The organism is Sinorhizobium sp. (assembly GCF_059070375.1).
The window spans coordinates 781749-798190 of the sequence record NZ_JCACWC010000003.1; the positions used below are offsets into that span (position 1 = coordinate 781749).

Genomic DNA, 16442 nt, shown 5'->3' on the forward strand with positions numbered 1-16442 from the left:
CCCTCTTGTGGTTGTGGTTGGAGGTCAGGAGGAGCGGGAGCGGCGTCGGTACTGGTCGAGCAGCACGGCCGCGAGAAGGACGATGCCCACGGCGACTTCCTGCCAGAAGCTCGGCAGGCCGACGATGATCAGGCCCGAAGCCAGGACGACAGGGATGAACACCCCGGCTGCCGTACCGTACATGGAGCCGACGCCGCCGAAGAGGCTTGCGCCACCGAGGACGACAGCCGTGATCGCCTTCAGATTGTCCATGGCATGGCCCGAAATCGTCGTGGACGAGAAGCGGGCGAGGGTGAGATAGCCGGCCAAGCCGGCACAAACGCCGGAAATCACATAGATCGATACGATATGCCGATCGACCTTGATGCCGGCGCGGCGCGCGCCTTGCTCGTTGGATCCGACTGCATAGGTATAGAGGCCGAAGCGGGTCATATGCAGAGCGATGCCGGCGATGGCCGTAAAGACGCAGGCGATCAGCACGATGACCGGAATGCCCCCGAGACGGCCGATGCCGATCGAGGTAACGATTGATCGAGGCACCCCGGTCAGGTCGACGCCGCCGGTCATCAGCCGGGCCAACCCGAGCGCGATGCCCATGCTGGCAAGTGTGACGATCAGCGGCGTAAGCCGGGCTCTGGCGATGAGGAGGCCGTTGACGAGCCCCCAGATCGCTCCGGAGGCAAGCGACACGAAAAGCCCGAGCACCGGCACCCAGGACGCATCCGAGCCAGTTGCACGCATGGCGATCAGCGACGCGACGCTTGAGAAGACAAGCACGGCGCCAACCGACAGATCGATACCGGAGGCGATGATGACATAGGTCATGCCCACGGCGAGGATCATCATCATCGAAGCCTCGATCGCCATGTTCCGCAGGTTGATACCGCTCAGAAACGCGGCGGGCGCCATGACCGTGAAGATCGCTATGATGATGATAAGCGAACCGAAGATCATCAGTTCCGGACCGTCCAACAGCCGGCGGATCAGGGGCTTTGGCGGCGAAGTGTCATGCAGCATGGAAGGCTGGTCCTTGGTCGTCGTGTGGTCGGATGCGGTTTCGACGGTCATGCCGCGGCTCCTTCGCGTTCGAGGGCGCCGGTCATCGCTGCGACGAGCTCGTCGGAGGTAACCGCACCGGTGGCATAGGTCGCAACGCGACGACCGTGGCGAAGCACGGTGACGCGGTCCGACACCGCAAGGACATCCGGCATGCTGTGGCTGATGAGCACGACGGAGATGCCGGTGTCTCGAACGCGGCGGATGAGGTCGAGCACGTTGCGCGTCTGCGCAACGCCGAGCGCTGCGGTCGGTTCGTCCATGAACACCACCCGTTTCGCCCACATCAGCGCGCGTGCAACCGCGATGCCCTGACGCTGTCCACCGGAGAAATTGGCGACGGCCGCGCGCAGGTCGGGAACGCGCACGCCCAGACGGGTAAAGGACTCCTGGGCCCTGCGCCGCATCAGCGTCTTGTCGAGAAAGCCGAGGCGGCCCATCAGTCCGGGGGCGGCGATCTCGCGGCCGAGATAGAGGTTCTGCACCGCATTGAGATCGACCGCCAGCGATAGGTCCTGGTAAACGGTTTCGATGCCGTGTGTGCGGGCGTCGAGCGGGCTGTCGAAATGGACCGGCTTTCCATCGACAAGGATCTCGCCGCTGTCCGGCTGGAGCACGCCGGAAAGAATTTTAGTCAAGGTCGATTTGCCGGCACCGTTGTCGCCGATGAGGGCGACGATTTCGCCCTCATGGACATCGAAACTTGCGCCTTGCATGGCGCGCATCTGCCCGAAGCTTTTTTCGATATTGCGAGCAGCGAGGATCGGGGTTGTCATGGCAGTCTCCAGACTAGAAAAGCGATCATGGTTCGTCGGGCTCCAACAACGTTCAGGTGCGCGTTGCACGGTCGGCGCCACCCGACGGTGCTTTCCGCCCGCCTCCATGGCGGGTGTCGGTTCGAAAGCAGCAGCAGTCAGTTGGCGAGGCCACACCACTCGACGATGGCGCGGGCATAGATGCGGGCGCATTCTCGCCATTCGCGCATGTTGATGCGTTCATCGACAGCATGAGCGTAGCGGATGTTCCCGGGGCCGAGCACGATCGCTGGAATGCCCTGAGCCTGAAGGAAGGACGCATCGCTTACGGCATTGAAGGAAGCGGTTTTGGCCCGCCCTGGGGGGAGGGCACCCAGCACTGCGGAACGGGCCTCGACGAGCACGTCTACAAGTGGGTGATCCGTCGGAACGTCTGCAGCAGGCCAGTGGCTGCGCCAGGTGAATCTCGGCGGGTTATCGCGAAGCCAGGGGTCGAGTTGGGCCGCGTGGTGCACATGGCGCTCGATTTCAGCCTTCACCGCCTCGGGGTCTTCTTGCGGCGCGTACCAGACGAGGTATCCGACATAGGCGTGGTCGGCCATGTAGCCGACGCTCGGAACACCGACATCGCCGTGGAACACGCCCGGCACGAGCGAAAACAGCCCCGGCGGAAAGGCCGGATGGCGTTTGCTGATACCCCACTCCTGTTCGAGATCCTGTAGCGCTTGCACGACCTTGATCAGTTTCTCGACGGCGTTGACGCCGGCGCTCGAGCCTTCGCCGCCGGCGCGGATAGCGGCCCCGCGGTTGCCGGCATGGGTGCCATGACCCTTGACCGAAATTTCAAGGTTGAAGTTGCCGGCCGAGACGGGAGCGATCGTCAGCGGCTCGGGTTGGGAGGAGGGTTCGGCAACGATGGCCGCATCGGCCCGGAAGCCGGCCTTGATCACGGCTGTCGTGCCGTTTTCGTGGTCCATCGTCTCTTCGCCGACGACGGCATGGACCTGCAGGTCGCCCTTCAGCAGGACGCCGGCCTCCTTGAGCGCCGCGATGGCGAGACAGGCAGCGGCAAGGCCGCCCTTCATGTCGGTGGACCCGAGAGCGAAGAGCTCCTCTCCGCGCCGTACCGGCTTCCACGGATCTCCGGAAATCCAGGCTTCGGGCTTGAACGGAGCGACCGTGTCGACATGGCCGTTGAAGAGCAGGGAGCGCCCGCCGCCGGTGCCCTTCAATACTGCCGCCAGATTGACCCGCTGCGGATCGACTGCGATGTCATGGAGTTCGAAGCCGAGGTTGAAGAGATAGGCGCCGATGAGGCGCGTACAGGCCGTCTCTCCGCCGATCACGGTTTCACGGGCAATGCCGGGAAAGCCCGGATTGATGCTGTTGACCGACACAAGCTGCTCAAGAAGGTGCTCCGCGCCGGGGGCGAGGCGAGCAATCGCGTCGTCGATGCGTTCAGAAAGTGCAGAAGCCTGCACGCCTATTTTGGGTGAGTGCATATCCGGTCCCAAGTTTTCGTTCCCGCAGGCCGTTTCTTGTTCTCGGCCGGCGCCAGGAGGCTTGCCGGCCGCTCGCCCTAGGCGCGGTCCTGTCGAATGAAAAATTGCGCAATTGTCAGACATCTGTCAACAAAAAATATGAGCGACCGATCTCAGGAACGCGCAAACGGGCGCTGCGTTAAGCCGGCCGGGCCTGAGTCGGCTGCAACGGCAAGTGATTTATTCGGGCGGAGACGAAAGCTCATGTGCATGTCAGTTGTCTTACAACAAGGTGATTTGAGGCCGCGCCTTTATGAGGAGAGGCGATGGTCATAGCTTTTTTTGTTCTGGCGCCGGAACCAACCTGGTCTTCGCGTGTTTCTCCTCCGGCTGACCGCGAGCGTCGGCCGGCTTGGGCTTTGCCCGGCCGCGGGAGGAGTTTCAAACACGATGAGCAAGCACACGGTGGAGTTTGCCGGCGAGGCTGTCGGTGCGCTGATTCCGGAGAACGGCCGATTGCGGTTCATGGCCGTGAAATTCAGCGTCTGGTCCCTGGAAGGCCAGTTGTTCGCGACGCCGGACGAAGCCCGTAAGGCCGTTGCTGTCATTCATGGCCTGAAGGAGGGTAGGTCGGTCTTCGACAACCGTCCGCTCCCCTTGGGCGGGTATCAGACAACCCCAATTTCCGAACTGCGCTGATCGGGCGGCCATTGGCGGCTCCGATCAGCGTTCGCGCACATCGACCCGGTCTCGTAGCCGGTCTTCTTCTCCTGGATCTTCATTCTTCTGCGACGTAGCGTCCGTGTCGAAGAACTCGTCCGGCGCCTTCCACTGCAACGCCACCTCCAGCCGGCCGAGGACAAAGAGCACGACGAGGCTCGCAATGGCGGCGAAGGCCGCTATCAGCCAGAAGCCGAACCCAACTCCGAGACCGACGGCGCCGGCAAGCCACATGCCTGCGCCGGTCGTCAGGCCCTTCACCTCACCCTTCGAAAAGACGATCATGCCGGCGGCGAGAAAGGCCACTCCCGCGGTTACGGCTTCCACGACGCGAATGGGATCGATGCGCACCTCGGGGCCGGAAAGGCTTTTCATGTGCACGCTTTCGATGGCGACCACCGCGAAGATCGCGGAGGCGAGGCTGACGAGAATGTGGGTCCTGAGCCCGGCCGGCCGCTGCCGCTTTTCACGCTCGACGCCGATCATCGCGCCGAGCAGGATGGCGCCGAAGAGCCGCGCGAATATCACTGAGTAAGGTGTTTGGGTATCGACAAGGATGTCGTTAAAGACTTCGTTCATGAAAGACGAACGCGCTCCGTCACTCGACCGCTCGGGGCGGATCTGATTGCAGAAGTGCGGGACGGCGCGGCAAACCGCGTCATCCCGCTCGACTTCATCCCGCCCGACAAGGGGCGTTCGTCGATCTACTGCGCAGGAGTGCTCTGCGGCTGGGCCGGCGTGGCAGGTGCTGCCGGTGCAGCTGGCGTCTCGGGCGCTGCCGGGGTCTGGGTCTCAGGTGCTGCCGGCGCCGTCGTTCCTCCGGCGGGCGGCGTCGCCTGGTCCGTAGGTGCGGCCTGATCGGCAGGCGCGGCCTGATCCGTAGGCGCGGCGGCCGGCGGGGTGGCGTCGGGAGTCGTCTCGGATTGGCTCGGCGCGACCGGCTCGTTCTCGGCGTCCCTTGTCAGCTCTGCCGGCAGCCAGGCGATCAGCGCGAGTATCAGGCCAGCAAGAATGATGACCAGCAAAGGCCAACTGCTACGGCGCGATCTGGTCACGGGCGCTTCCGGGTCCCGCGGCGTCGGTTGGCCGGTGGCGGGATCGAGCGGCGGTTTATCCCGCAATTCTTCGTGCTGGTTCATGACGTACATCCTTTCTCTCCGTCACCCCGCCTGCAAAATCGCCTTTGCATAGATCCCCAAATCAGCATGACCTAAGGGGAGGGGTTCCGTACCACCGCAAGTAAATTGCGGCCTCATCGCGCCCCGGTGGGCACACGACGCAACGATTAACGTCCGAAAACCTGCAAGGTTCCGTTGTGTTCGGAACCGTGCCGCCCGTCTCCGGCAACCTCGCCGGGAGATCCGCAACCGCCGGTCGCGTCTTGTCATAAAACTGTCACAAAGGCAGCTGACCGTCCGCGGTGGCATGGCTGGGGCTGTTGCGGAGGATCGAGATGGATGTCGAAGGCATCACCACGGCCAAAGCCCTGACACGCGACAGGCGAATACAGGGTGATTTCCACTACGCCCTTCTCGTCATCTGCTCCTGCATCGTGCTGTTGACGTCGATGGTCATCGCCGATCGGCTTTTCGGCATCGACTACTACGACCTCGTACGCGACCCCAACGCGATTGCCGGGCAGCCGAAGTATTTCGGCCTGGTCTCCAATCTCGGCGTCATTCTCTGGTTTACGGGAGGGATTGCGGCTCTCCAGGCCTATTGGTCCGGCGCAGGCTTTGGCGCGCCGCATCTGCGACGCACGCTTCTCGCCGGCGGGCTCTTTTCCGGCTTGATGGGCATCGACGATCTCCTGATGCTTCACGAGGCGATTGCCACGGCGGGCGTCCCGGAGCCGCTTGTCCTTGTTCCCCATATGCTGTTGCTGGCGACGCTCTGTTATCACGCCTGGTTTGTCCGCCGGGATATTCAGTGGGTCCTTCTTGCCGCCGCCGTCGCCTCGCTCGGCTGTTCCTTCCTGGTGGACGCGGTCTCGGAGCACTTCGCCGGACTGGTTTTCGTCGAGGAGGGCTTCAAGATCCTCGGCATCATGTTCCTGGCCGTCTTCCTCAGCCTCACGAGCCATGCGGCACTGAAAACGAAGCACCGCTGAAACGCAGTCGGCAGGGGGATATGCGGGCCTGTTGCAGGCGCTTCCAAATCTGCTAGATCATAACGACCTTGGGCCGCGTCGGCCTAAAATCACGAGCGTGGCCGATTCGAATAGGTTGAGAAGCGGGATGCGGGCGGAAAAGCGCACACACTCTTACTCATCCCGCGCTACACCATCCTCTGGGATAGGGGCTGAAGACGATGCAGATGGCGAGATTGGCTTGCACTGGTCTGATCCTTGCCGTGTCGGGGGCTGAAAGGCTCCATGCCGAACCGCTTTATACGGTGGCCGACCTTGGAGCCGCGCTTGGCAGATGCTGGACTCCGCCGCAAGGCTTCACGGATTCCTTCGTCACCCTTAGGTTCGGGTTCCGCGGCGACGGTACGTTGATGGGCCCGCCCCGGCCGACTGCGATCAAGGTGAACGGCGACGAAAAGCAGCGGCAGGCATTCGTGACCGCCGCCACCGAGGCGCTGCAGAATTGCGTGCCGCTGGAATTTTCGAAATCACTCTCCGACGAGATCGCAGGCAACGTGTTCACGTTGCAGTTCAAGTCGGCGGAGTGATCCGCGGAAGCGCCGGATCAGTTGGCGCTTCCCGTCTTGCGGAAATCAGCTTCAGCCATGGCGCCAGGTGAAAGACCGACATCAGCAAATACATGCTACTCATCCCGTTCAGCAGCGAAGCGCCCTGTATCGAAGCGCCCTGTATCGATGAGCAGATATCCGCATCGCCGCCGGCGGCCAGAAGCGCCATAACCGCGAAAGTCGGTGCGGCGGCGAAGCCCAGCCAGTCGCCGAGGCCTCGCACGACGGTACCCGTTTCAAGCCGCATCGGACGGTCACCTTTGGGCATATTCGTCGTGGCGGCGCCACCAGATGCCGTTCTCGTTGCGTCCGAGGGGAGCCCGGTCGAGCCACTGATACATGCCCCATAGCCCATCCAGTCCACGCGCATAGCTGGAATAGGTGTGATAGACGATTCCGTCCTCGAGCGCGAAGGCGCTGACGCCGGGCCTGTCGCGTGTATAGGTGGCGACGTCGGTTCCCGTCATGGCTGCAATCTGTGCGACCGGCCCCTCGCTGCCGCTCGGGTCCCAATCCCGGACTGTCCTGCCCGCGAGCGGCTCAGATGCCGGTTGTTCGGGGATTGGCGGCTCGCGGCGAAAATTATACTCGATGCCGCCCTCGCGCTGTTGTTGTTCGGTGAACCAGACGCAGAAATCGCGGTTGAAGTCGCCATCGTCCGAAGAAGCCCAGGGGAAGCTCCATCCCAGCCGCTGCTTATAGGCCTTGAGCTTCGCAAGCGGCGCGCGCGAAACCGCGGAGAAGGCGACGTCGTGGTTTTCGAGATGAGCGACGATCCCGTTGAACCCATCGGCGATCGCAGAGCAGGACGGGCAGCCGGCCGTATAGTCGGGGCCGAACATGAAATGATAGACGAGGAGTTGCGAGCGCCCCTTGAAGAGGTCGCGCAGCGAGGCCTCGCCCTCGTCGGTTTCGAACCGGTACGCCTTGTCGATCCGTACCCAGGGCAACTCCCGGCGCCACCGCGCCAGCTCGTCGCTTCGCCGCGTCAGGTTCTTTTCGGCCTCGAGCAGGTCGAGCCGCGCTGCCAGCCATTCTTCCCGTGTTCCGATTGCATGTGCCGTCATCATTCTTCTCCTTTGGCCATTTGTCGTCGTACATTGCCCGGGGGCGGGTTGCTCGACCGACAGGAACCCAGACTAGAGCCGGAGATCGCATGGTGAGAGTGACAAGTGTGACGGGATTTCGATGGACTCGCTGATCACCGCTGCGGCACGGGCGCTCGCGGCCGGCGATCTCCTCGGCGTACTGAACCGCGTGGCTTTGCGCGACGACGCGCATGCGCTCGCGCTTCGGGGCATTGCGATGGCGCAGCTCGGAGATTTCGGCCGGGCGAAGACTCTTCTCAGAAGCGCTGCGCATGCCTTCGGCCAGAGACAGGCGGTGGCGCGCGCGCGCTGCATCGTCGCCGAGGCCGAGATTGCGCTCGTCTCGCGGGATCTCGGCTGGCCCACGAAAACGCTCGAAGCGGCGAGGTCGACGCTCGAAGCGCATGGCGATCACGTCAATGCAGCGCATGCGCGCAATCTCGAGGCCCGGCGCCTGCTTCTCATCGGCCGCCTGGACGAGGCAGAACGCGCGCTTGCAGAGCTGGACTCCGGCATGACGCTCCCCCCGGCGACGCGGGCGGCCCGCGAACTCGTCGTCGCCGGCATCGCCATACGGCGTCTGCAGGCGAAAGCCGCGCGGATAGCGCTCGCCCGAGCCGAACGCGCCGCGCGCGAAGCCAATATCCCGGCACTGACGGCCGAGGTCGAAAGCGCATCGCTCGTGCTCGATGCGCCCGTCGCGCGCCTGATCGGCAGCGGTGGCGAGCGCTCTCTCCTCATCGAGGAAGTGGAAACGCTGCTCGCGTCGGGAGCGCTCGTGGTGGATGCCTGCCGCAATGTGGTGCGGGACGAAAGGCTGGTCGTCTCGCTCGCGACGCGCCCGGTGCTGTTCGCGCTTGCCCGCGCGCTCGGCGAAGCCTGGCCGGCAGACGTACCGAGAGCCACGCTCCTCGCACGCGCCTTTCGGGCAAGACATGCGGACGAATCGCACCGCGCCCGGTTGCGCGTGGAGATCGGACGGCTCCGCACGGAACTTCATGCGCTGGCGCAGGTGTGGGCGACGAAACAGGGCTTTGTGCTTTCGCCGCGCCGCGCGGGCGAGGTCGTCGTGTTGACGCCACCGGTAGAAGAGCAGCATGCGGGGGTCCTTGCCCTGCTGGCCGACGGAGAGTCGTGGTCGAGTTCGGCACTGGCGATTGCGCTCGGGGCGAGCCCGCGCACCGTGCAGCGCGCACTCGAGCAGCTTGCGTCGGCCGGCAAGGTACAGTCCTTCGGCCGCGGACGGGCGCTTCGCTGGATGACCCCGCCCGTCCCGGGCTTCCCGACAGTCTTGTTACTCCCGGGCCCGCTACCGAGCGACTAGGATGCGAGGCACCTACAGCGACGAGGATGGAAAAATGAAACGATCGAAAGCCGAAATTCTCCAGGAGTACGGACCTTTCCCGAATACCGAGCAGGTGGCCGGCGTCACCTTCGACGGCCGGCACGTCTGGTTCGCGTCCGGCGACAGGCTGAACGCCCTGGATCCGGAGAGCGGCAAGACGGTGCGCTCGATCGATGTCGCCGCACATGCGGGAACGGCCTACGACGGTCGGCATCTGTTCCAGATTGCGGAAGATCGTATCCAGAAGATCGATCCGGAGACCGGCCGCGTGCTTGCCACCATTCCGGCGCCTGCCGAGGGCGGTGATTCAGGCCTAGCCTGGGCGGAAGGAACGCTTTGGGTGGGCCATTATCGAGGGCGGAAGATCCACCAGGTGGATCCCGACACCGGGAAGATTCTCCGCACCATCGAATCCAACCGGGTCGTCACCGGCGTCACCTGGGTCGATGGCGAACTCTGGCATGCCACATGGGAGGGCGACGAGAGCGACTTGAGACGCCTTGACCCGGAAACGGGAGAGGTCCTCGAAACGCTCGAAATGCCCCCGGGTGCAGGCGTTTCCGGCCTTGAATCCGATGGCGGCGATCGCTTTTTCTGTGGCGGAGGAAGCAGCGGGAAGGTGAGGGCCGTGCGCAGGCCAAACCGGGTTTCCGCATAGAGGGTCACGGAGATGGACGGCAATGAAGGTCCCAGAGCGTTTAGAAGGGACAATCGCGTTGACTCTGGGACCTTCAGACGACGTGGACGGCTGACGAGGATGCCGCGTGGTCGTCTCAGAGCGATATGCGTCACGAGGAGCAGCGTGCAATGGTTCTAGGACCTTTAACCTTCCCGTGTAGGACCAAGGTCCGATACCGCCAACACGCCGGAACAAAGCTCGCGGCAGGCGATTCTTCACGAGAAGGGATTCGTAGCTGGAGTAGCTCTCATGACAATTGTCCTCGTCAAGAGCTCCGTTGCATTGGGTGTTGCGGTTTTCTTGACCGCGGCTCCTGTCCAAGCGCAAAGCACAAACGAAATCGGCGCTGCCGGTACGACGGTGGTCGCTGCCGCAGGACCCGTCGAGGGTGCGGCGATCGACCCACCGCCCCCAGGCGTGACGCAATACGTCGAACTGCAGCCGCTTCCGCAACGGCCGCTTGTGCTGCAGGAGCAGATATCCGTTGGCAAACCGGTACCTGAAACAGTCTTTCTCAATACGGTTCCGGCCGACAGGCGCTATGGCTTTGCGGTGGTCAACGAGAAGCGCGTCATCGCGGATGTGAAGAGCCGCACCGTCGTGCAGGTGGTCAAATAGGCGCGGCGAGCGCTATAGCGCCCCGCCGGTGACCGGGTTCACTTCGGGTTTCTCACTCGTGTCCTTTGCCCCTGGAGGCTGGACCGTTGGTGGTGCGATCGACTCCTCGTCGCGGTGCTTCTTTCGGTTTGCCGGCTGACGAATATCGGCTGGTTCAGACTGTTCTGGGGTCGCATTGGTATCCTTGGTACTCATCGTCTTCTCCTTTCGGCAGAATGAAAACGGGCCAGCCGCGGCGGGGTTCCTGATGCCGGGCGCCTGGGTACGGCGATTATAGCGACGTCTTCAAGGAACTACGCGGCACCGAGGTGAGCTTGCCGCCGCGGCGCGTCCGCCTCGGTCACGACCGCAATGACATAGGATGAATGCGTCGGAACATCGATCTGCGAGTCGAAGCGCTGCCGGATCGCGTTACAGGAGCTGGATCCACTCCATGAACAATCCATAGACAAGGCCGATGAGGGAGCAGCCGGCTAAGACCGTCAGCATGCCGATTTTGAACCGGAACACCGCGACCATCGCGCCGACGGTCAGAAGGAGAGAGGCCAGGTTCACGGAACTCAGAACCGGCACATCGACCGTCATGCCGAATCCGCGCGCTTCATAGAGTTCGCGAAAGAGCACGTGCAGCGCGAACCAGACCGCCAGATTCAGGATGACCCCGACGACCGCCGCGGTGATTGCCGCCAGCGCGGCGGACAGCGCCCTGTTGCTGCGCATCGTTTCCATGAACGGCGCGCCGAGGAAAATCCAGAGAAAGCAGGGCACGAAAGTCACCCAGGTCGTGAGCAGCGCGCCCAGCGTGCCAGCGAGCAACGGATGAAACAGACCGGGGTCGCGGTAGGCGCCCATGAAGCCCACGAACTGGGTGACCATGATCAACGGGCCTGGCGTTGTCTCAGCCATGCCGAGGCCGTCCAACATCTCGCCGGGCTTCAGCCAATGATAGTGCTCGACGGCTTGTTGAGCGACATAGGAGAGAACCGCATAGGCGCCGCCAAAGGTGACCATCGCCATCTTCGAAAAGAAGATCGAGATGTCGGTAAAGACATTGCCTGGGCCAAAAAACGCGGCAAGTGCAAGCACCGGAGCGAACCACAAAAAGAGAGCGACACCGGCAACCTTGATCGACCAACTGATTGGGGGGCGTGCATGGGGCGGAATCTCTTCGCCAAGCGCGGTCTCGATATCAGCGACTTGCCTGCTGCCGACTTTTCCGTGTCCGTTGCCCGCCTGAAAGGCAGCCCAGCCGGCTCGACCGCCGACAAAGCCGATGAGACCCGCAGCGAGGACGACCAGTGGGAATGGGGCGCGGAACAGGAAAAGCGCGATGAATGCCCCGGCAGCAAGGGCTATCATGGTGCTGTTCCTGAGCGCCCGACGGCCGATACGAAGAACCGCTTCGAGCACGATCGCCAGAACCGCGGCTTTCAATCCGAAGAACAGCGCCTGAACGGCGCCGACATTTCCGAAGAGGGCGTAGATCCAACTCAGCACCATGATGGCAACGGCGCCGGGGAGTACGAATAGGGCCCCTGCAACCAGACCGCCCTTGGTCTTGTGCATGAGCCAGCCGATATAGATGGCTAGCTGCTGTGCCTCCGGCCCTGGCAGTAGAGTGCAATAGTTCAGCGCATGTAGAAATCGGGTCTCGCCAATCCAGCGCTTCTCCTCGACAATGATGCGGTGCATCATCGCAATCTGCCCGGCTGGGCCACCGAAGCTCAAAGCCGCCACGCGTGCCCAGACCCGGAGCGCCTCGCCAAAGGAAATACCGTGGCTCAAAGCCTGACCTTGAGCCGATGTGGTCGTGTTCTTTGCAGTTTCGGTCAATTCACGCTCCCTTCTTCGGCGACAGCCATTGTGTATCTCATCAGTCGCGTCACGGCACCACGATAGAAGGCGTCGTACGGAAGTAAGCCTGCCTCAACTTGTTCATTGTCGCCCGCGTTCATGCGCGACAGCCTCAGCGATGCGGCGAGAAGGCCCGGTGCTTGCGGAGAAAGATCGAGGCGAGCCGTGTCGGCGCCGGATTACCCTAACATCAAGGTGGAGCTCTACAGCGATAACGGGATGCGCAACATCGTGGAGAAGCGCTTCGATGCCGGCGTTCGTTTGGGAGAGAGCGTAGACCCGCCAAGGACCTGCTGCGGCGTCACCTCACCTGCTGCCTCGCTCGAACAGACCGCTCTGCCTCAGGCTCAACAGACGCTCACAACCGCTCGCCGCTCCGGCTGAGTTTGGCTGCGATGGCGGAACGAATCTCCCGGTTTCAACGTCTTCCCTCTAGGAAACCAGCGCGTTTACTCTACTTCATAGGCCGCCATGGAGGATGTATGACAGACAGTTCAAGTGCAAAAGCGAAGACCGGGGTGGAGGGCCTCGACGACATTCTGTCCGGCGGGCTCTCACGCCGCCACGTCTTCCTGCTCGAAGGGGCTCCCGGTTCGGGGAAGACGACGGTCGCATTGCAGTTCCTCCTCGAAGGCGCCAGCATTGGCGAGCGCTGTCTCTACATAACGCTTTCGGAAACAGAAGAGGAACTGCGCGACAGTGCCCTCTCGCATGGGAAGGACATCGGCGATCAGGTCGAGATTTTTGAGCTCGTTCCGCCGGAAAGCCTTCTTGATGCCGACCAGCAGCAAAGCCTCCTGTACTCCTCCGACCTGGAGCTCGGGGAGACTACAAAGCTTATCTTCGAAGCCTTCGAGCGGGTGAAACCCCATCGGGTGGTGATCGACAGCCTCTCGGAAATCCGGCTGCTGGCCCAGAGTTCGCTGCGCTACCGCCGCCAGATCCTTGCGCTGAAGCACTTTTTCTCGCGCTCGGACGCAACAGTTCTGCTTCTCGACGACATGACCTCCGACGCCATGGACAAGACTGTCCATAGCGTGGTGCATGGTGTCATCCACCTTGAGCAGCTTGCTCCGGACTACGGGTCTGAGCGTCGCCGGTTGCGGGTTCTCAAATATCGGGGGCAGGCGTTCCGCGGTGGCTATCATGACTTCATCATCAAGACCGGCGGCGTGGCGGTCTTCCCGCGGCTGCGCGCCTCGGAGCACAGGTCGGGCTTTCAGCGGACCGTACTGGCGAGCGGCATCAGTGAATTCGACGATCTCCTCGGCGGCGGCATCGCACGCGGCTCCAGCACGCTGCTGATCGGCCCTGCCGGCACCGGCAAGAGCCTGTTTGCACTTCAGTTCGTAGAGGCTGCGATCCGGCGCGGCGAGCGGGCGGCGATCTTCGTCTTCGACGAGGAACTGGGGCTGCTGTTTGCCCGCACGAAGGAGATGGGGCTCGACCTGGAGGCCCTGCGCGAGGAGGGCCTGATCCACATCGAACAGCTCGACGCCGCCGAACTGTCACCCGGCGAGTTCGCACAGCGCGTAAGGGACAGGGTAGCCAGCTTCGACGCCAAGACAGTCGTCATCGACAGCATCAACGGCTATCAGGCTGCGATGCCTGAGGAGAATGCACTTATCCTGCACATGCATGAGCTGCTGCAATATTTGAACAGGCAGGGTGCCAACACCTTCATCACCGTCGCGCAGCACGGCCTCGTCGGCGACATGAAGTCGCCGGTGGACGTGACGTACCTTGCAGATACAGTCATCCTGCTGCGCTACTTCGAGGCGGAGGGTCGGGTTCGCCGAGCAATCTCGGTGATCAAGAAGCGCACCGGACAACACGAGCATACGATCCGCGAATACAAGATCGGAACAAAGGGGTTGGCGCTCGGCGAACCACTTTCCGGGTTCCAGGGAGTCCTGCGTGGTGTTCCTGTTTTCGTGGGAGACCGACAGCCCCTTTTGCAAACACTTGACGAGGATGGCACCCATTCCTGAGCGAGATGTGTTTGGCCTGATCCACGCCCCGCTGGGCCGCGATGGGCAGATTGCGGCGGCGTTGCTGCAGGAAGCGGGCTTGGCTGCAAAAATTGCCTCGACCCTGGACGCGCTGGTGGCGGACTTGAACGAGAACGCCGCCTTCGCCGTGATGACGGAAGAGGCGTTGCGGTCGGTCGACCTGCGTCCGCTTGTCTCGTGGATCGAGACGCAGCCGAGTTGGTCCGACCTTCCCTTCATCATACTCACCGCGCGCGGCGGTGGTCCTGAGCGAAACCCAGCCGCCGCCCGACTATCGGAAGTCCTCGGCAATGTCAGTTTCGTCGAGCGGCCCTTCCACCCGACGACATTCATCAGCGTCGCGCGTTCCGCGATGCGCGCGCGACGCCGGCAATACGAGGCGAGTGCCCGTATGGAGGCACTGGACGAAGGGGAGCGTCGCCTTCAAACGGCGCTGGAGGCCGGCCGCCTCGGGGCTTGGGAACTCGATCTCGCCACAAACGGCTTGACCACCTCGCCCACCTGCAGGGAAATCTTCGGCCGCGCGCCGGAGGACGGCTTCACCTACGAGGACTTGCTGCAAGCGATCCACCCGGATGACCTGGCACGCATGACGGAGGCGGTGCGCAACACGATTGAAACGGGGGCCGACTATGCCATCGCCTACCGGACCGTCTGGCCTGACGGCTCTGTGCACGGCGCTGAAATCCGCGCGCAACTCCACCGGGACCGCACCGGGCGGCCGATCAGGCTGGTCGGGGTCTCAGCCGACATAACCGAGCGCCTGCAGGCCGAAGAACAGCAGCGGCATCTCAACGAGATGCTCGAGGAACGCGTGGCGGAGCGGACGCGCGAGCTGCAAGAGGCGCACAGGCTCGTGCTGGCGGAGGTCAGTCAGCGGGAACGGGCCGAGGAGCAGCTTCGCCACGCGCAGAAGATGGAAGCGATAGGCCAGCTCACCGGCGGAGTGGCGCACGACTTCAACAATCTCCTGATGGCGGTGCTCGGCAACCTTGAACTCATCCGAAAGCATGTTGCCGGCGATGCGAAGGCTACGCGGCTGATCGACGGAGCCTTGCAGGGCGCACAGCGCGGCGCGTCGCTTACCCAGCGGCTGCTTGCCTTCGCCCGCAGGCAGGACCTTCAGGTGGGCCCGGTTAACCTCGCCGGACTCGTGACAGAGATGGAGGATCTTTTGCAGCGCTCGGTCGGATCCCGGATCGCCATAGAGGTGGCCGCTCCGGAGCGCCTCCCGCCCGTGTCGGCCGATGCCAACCAGGTGGAGCTCGCCCTCCTCAACCTGGCCGTCAATGCCCGCGACGCGATGCCGGATGGCGGAACGATCCGGATCGAGCTGAGGGAAGCGGAGCAGCCCGCGGGATCGGAATCCCTTGCACCCGGACGCTATGTCCTCCTGTCGGTTATCGACCAGGGCCAGGGCATGGACTCAGCAACTCTAGAGAAGGCGATCGAGCCGTTCTTTTCCACCAAGGAACTCGGCAAGGGTACAGGCCTTGGTCTTTCCATGGTTCACGGACTGGCCTTGCAGTTGGACGGCCGGTTGAAGCTGACAAGCGCCCTCGGTCATGGGACCACTGCGGAACTATGGATTCCGGTGTCGACATCTGAGAGTCACGAAAAAAAGCAGGAGGTCGCGGCAGTAGGCCCACGGAACGAAGCCGGCCCCAAGCGGATCCTTCTCGTCGACGACGACGTCCTGATTGCCATGAGTTCGGCTGACATGCTGGCTGACCTCGGCCACGAGGTCGTGGAAGCCTATTCAGGAAAGGAGGCGCTCGCCTTGATCGATGGCGGCGCCACCTTCGACCTGTTAATCACGGACTACTCGATGCCGGGCATGACGGGAGCGGAACTGGCGAAAGCGGCGCGTGACCGTATGCCGGGGTTACCCATCGTGCTGGCCTCTGGCTACGCGGACTTACCGTCGGGCGTGGAAATCGACGTGGCCAGGCTGCCAAAGCCGTATTCCCAGGACCAACTGGCTCACATGCTTGGAAAGCTATTGTAGCTTCTCGACAGTACGAACTGTCACAGGCGTGACCTTTAGGGCATGAGCCCGATCCCATGGTTGCGGCTCGCGCACCGCAGCAGCTCCTTGGGATCGCCTGTCCATAGCAGACGTGCAGCTTCCGGCCTC

Annotated in this window: 17 protein-coding genes and 1 pseudogene; 9 read left to right on the forward strand and 9 right to left on the reverse strand. The window is 63.0% G+C overall.

Translation table 11 applies throughout. The features are described from left to right. Positions 1–24: 24 nt before the first annotated feature. From AC5J09_RS15745 to AC5J09_RS15755, 3 genes are all read right to left on the reverse strand, one after another. Complete coding sequence (locus AC5J09_RS15745) at positions 25–1068, reverse strand: ABC transporter permease (RefSeq protein WP_324762963.1); 1044 nt, start codon at positions 1066–1068, stop codon at positions 25–27. Beyond that, positions 1065–1832: an ATP-binding cassette domain-containing protein gene (locus AC5J09_RS15750; RefSeq protein ID WP_100669477.1), complete on the reverse strand. Its 768-nt coding sequence runs from the start codon at positions 1830–1832 to the stop codon at positions 1065–1067. The genes AC5J09_RS15745 and AC5J09_RS15750 overlap by 4 nt, the downstream gene beginning before the upstream one ends. Positions 1833–1969: 137 nt before the next feature. Beyond that, positions 1970–3313, reverse strand: coding sequence for a M20 family metallopeptidase (locus AC5J09_RS15755; RefSeq protein WP_494297980.1), 1344 nt, complete (start codon positions 3311–3313; stop codon positions 1970–1972). Between the two features lie 429 nt (positions 3314–3742). Between AC5J09_RS15755 and AC5J09_RS15760 the strand changes: the two genes are divergently transcribed. Beyond that, positions 3743–3991, forward strand: a complete 249-nt coding sequence (locus AC5J09_RS15760) for a hypothetical protein (RefSeq protein ID WP_018094292.1) — start codon at positions 3743–3745, stop codon at positions 3989–3991. Positions 3992–4015: 24 nt separating this feature from the next. Here AC5J09_RS15760 and AC5J09_RS15765 read toward each other — a convergent pair whose 3' ends face one another. Together AC5J09_RS15765 and AC5J09_RS15770 are read right to left on the reverse strand one after the other, a co-directional pair. Further along, entirely contained in the window at positions 4016–4591 is a 576-nt protein-coding gene (locus tag AC5J09_RS15765; RefSeq protein WP_324762965.1) for an MgtC/SapB family protein, read from the reverse strand. Between the two features lie 125 nt (positions 4592–4716). After that, positions 4717–5160 (reverse strand): hypothetical protein, encoded by a 444-nt coding sequence (locus AC5J09_RS15770; RefSeq protein WP_324762966.1) that lies wholly within the window; start codon positions 5158–5160, stop codon positions 4717–4719. Positions 5161–5465: 305 nt separating this feature from the next. On the opposite strand from AC5J09_RS15770, the gene AC5J09_RS15775 reads away from it, so the two are divergent. After that, positions 5466–6122: a DUF8692 domain-containing protein gene (locus AC5J09_RS15775; protein ID WP_324762967.1), complete on the forward strand. Its 657-nt coding sequence runs from the start codon at positions 5466–5468 to the stop codon at positions 6120–6122. 200 nt (positions 6123–6322) lie between these two features. Further along, on the forward strand, positions 6323–6688 hold the full coding sequence (locus tag AC5J09_RS15780) for a UCP034077 family protein (protein WP_018094296.1): 366 nt from the start codon (positions 6323–6325) through the stop codon (positions 6686–6688). Here the strand turns inward: AC5J09_RS15780 and AC5J09_RS15785 are convergent. Next, positions 6672–6956, reverse strand: coding sequence for a hypothetical protein (locus tag AC5J09_RS15785; protein WP_324762968.1), 285 nt, complete (start codon positions 6954–6956; stop codon positions 6672–6674). The genes AC5J09_RS15780 and AC5J09_RS15785 overlap by 17 nt on opposite strands. A 7-nt stretch (positions 6957–6963) precedes the next feature. After that, positions 6964–7776, reverse strand: coding sequence for a DUF899 domain-containing protein (locus tag AC5J09_RS15790; RefSeq protein WP_275596720.1), 813 nt, complete (start codon positions 7774–7776; stop codon positions 6964–6966). Between the two features lie 121 nt (positions 7777–7897). Here AC5J09_RS15790 and AC5J09_RS15795 point away from each other — a divergent pair, with 121 nt between their 5' ends. From AC5J09_RS15795 to AC5J09_RS15805, 3 genes are all read left to right on the forward strand, one after another. Further along, positions 7898–9121 (forward strand): helix-turn-helix domain-containing protein, encoded by a 1224-nt coding sequence (locus AC5J09_RS15795; protein ID WP_100669465.1) that lies wholly within the window; start codon positions 7898–7900, stop codon positions 9119–9121. A gap of 34 nt (positions 9122–9155) precedes the next feature. Further along, the gene (locus AC5J09_RS15800; RefSeq protein ID WP_324762969.1) at positions 9156–9800 is read left to right on the forward strand and encodes a Vgb family protein; all 645 of its coding nucleotides are present in this window, start codon (positions 9156–9158) and stop codon (positions 9798–9800) included. A gap of 270 nt (positions 9801–10070) precedes the next feature. Further along, a complete protein-coding gene (locus AC5J09_RS15805) occupies positions 10071–10439 on the forward strand; it encodes a DUF1236 domain-containing protein (protein ID WP_100669463.1) in 369 nt (122 codons plus the stop codon). A gap of 12 nt (positions 10440–10451) precedes the next feature. Here AC5J09_RS15805 and AC5J09_RS15810 read toward each other — a convergent pair whose 3' ends face one another. Next, complete coding sequence (locus tag AC5J09_RS15810; RefSeq protein WP_275596717.1) at positions 10452–10634, reverse strand: hypothetical protein; 183 nt, start codon at positions 10632–10634, stop codon at positions 10452–10454. 216 nt (positions 10635–10850) lie between these two features. Next, positions 10851–12272: a chromate efflux transporter gene (chrA, locus tag AC5J09_RS15815; protein WP_324762970.1), complete on the reverse strand. Its 1422-nt coding sequence runs from the start codon at positions 12270–12272 to the stop codon at positions 10851–10853. A 198-nt stretch (positions 12273–12470) separates the two neighbouring features. Here chrA and AC5J09_RS15820 point away from each other — a divergent pair. From AC5J09_RS15820 to AC5J09_RS15830, 3 genes and pseudogenes are all read left to right on the forward strand, one after another. Next, positions 12471–12572: pseudogene (locus AC5J09_RS15820) on the forward strand (LysR family transcriptional regulator); the annotation flags it as partial. Positions 12573–12775: 203 nt separating this feature from the next. Further along, positions 12776–14284 (forward strand): ATPase domain-containing protein, encoded by a 1509-nt coding sequence (locus tag AC5J09_RS15825; RefSeq protein ID WP_324762971.1) that lies wholly within the window; start codon positions 12776–12778, stop codon positions 14282–14284. Continuing rightward, complete coding sequence (locus AC5J09_RS15830) at positions 14268–16313, forward strand: ATP-binding protein (RefSeq protein WP_494297981.1); 2046 nt, start codon at positions 14268–14270, stop codon at positions 16311–16313. The genes AC5J09_RS15825 and AC5J09_RS15830 overlap by 17 nt, the downstream gene beginning before the upstream one ends. Positions 16314–16442: the final 129 nt, after the last annotated feature.

Excerpts from the sequence above, each read along its gene's own strand:
- AC5J09_RS15755 (WP_494297980.1), bottom strand. The coding sequence starts at position 3,313 with ATGCACTCACCCAAAATAGGCGTGCAGGCTTCTGCACTTTCTGAACGC.
- AC5J09_RS15780 (WP_018094296.1), top strand. The coding sequence starts at position 6,323 with ATGCAGATGGCGAGATTGGCTTGCACTGGTCTGATCCTTGCCGTGTCG.
- AC5J09_RS15810 (WP_275596717.1), bottom strand. The coding sequence starts at position 10,634 with ATGAGTACCAAGGATACCAATGCGACCCCAGAACAGTCTGAACCAGCC.
- AC5J09_RS15785 (WP_324762968.1), bottom strand. The coding sequence starts at position 6,956 with ATGCGGCTTGAAACGGGTACCGTCGTGCGAGGCCTCGGCGACTGGCTG.
- AC5J09_RS15760 (WP_018094292.1), top strand. The coding sequence starts at position 3,743 with ATGAGCAAGCACACGGTGGAGTTTGCCGGCGAGGCTGTCGGTGCGCTG.
- AC5J09_RS15745 (WP_324762963.1), bottom strand. The coding sequence starts at position 1,068 with ATGACCGTCGAAACCGCATCCGACCACACGACGACCAAGGACCAGCCT.
- AC5J09_RS15770 (WP_324762966.1), bottom strand. The coding sequence starts at position 5,160 with ATGTACGTCATGAACCAGCACGAAGAATTGCGGGATAAACCGCCGCTC.
- AC5J09_RS15775 (WP_324762967.1), top strand. The coding sequence starts at position 5,466 with ATGGATGTCGAAGGCATCACCACGGCCAAAGCCCTGACACGCGACAGG.
- AC5J09_RS15830 (WP_494297981.1), top strand. The coding sequence starts at position 14,268 with ATGGCACCCATTCCTGAGCGAGATGTGTTTGGCCTGATCCACGCCCCG.
- AC5J09_RS15765 (WP_324762965.1), bottom strand. The coding sequence starts at position 4,591 with ATGAACGAAGTCTTTAACGACATCCTTGTCGATACCCAAACACCTTAC.
- AC5J09_RS15790 (WP_275596720.1), bottom strand. The coding sequence starts at position 7,776 with ATGACGGCACATGCAATCGGAACACGGGAAGAATGGCTGGCAGCGCGG.
- AC5J09_RS15800 (WP_324762969.1), top strand. The coding sequence starts at position 9,156 with ATGAAACGATCGAAAGCCGAAATTCTCCAGGAGTACGGACCTTTCCCG.
- AC5J09_RS15805 (WP_100669463.1), top strand. The coding sequence starts at position 10,071 with ATGACAATTGTCCTCGTCAAGAGCTCCGTTGCATTGGGTGTTGCGGTT.
- AC5J09_RS15795 (WP_100669465.1), top strand. The coding sequence starts at position 7,898 with ATGGACTCGCTGATCACCGCTGCGGCACGGGCGCTCGCGGCCGGCGAT.
- AC5J09_RS15825 (WP_324762971.1), top strand. The coding sequence starts at position 12,776 with ATGACAGACAGTTCAAGTGCAAAAGCGAAGACCGGGGTGGAGGGCCTC.
- AC5J09_RS15750 (WP_100669477.1), bottom strand. The coding sequence starts at position 1,832 with ATGACAACCCCGATCCTCGCTGCTCGCAATATCGAAAAAAGCTTCGGG.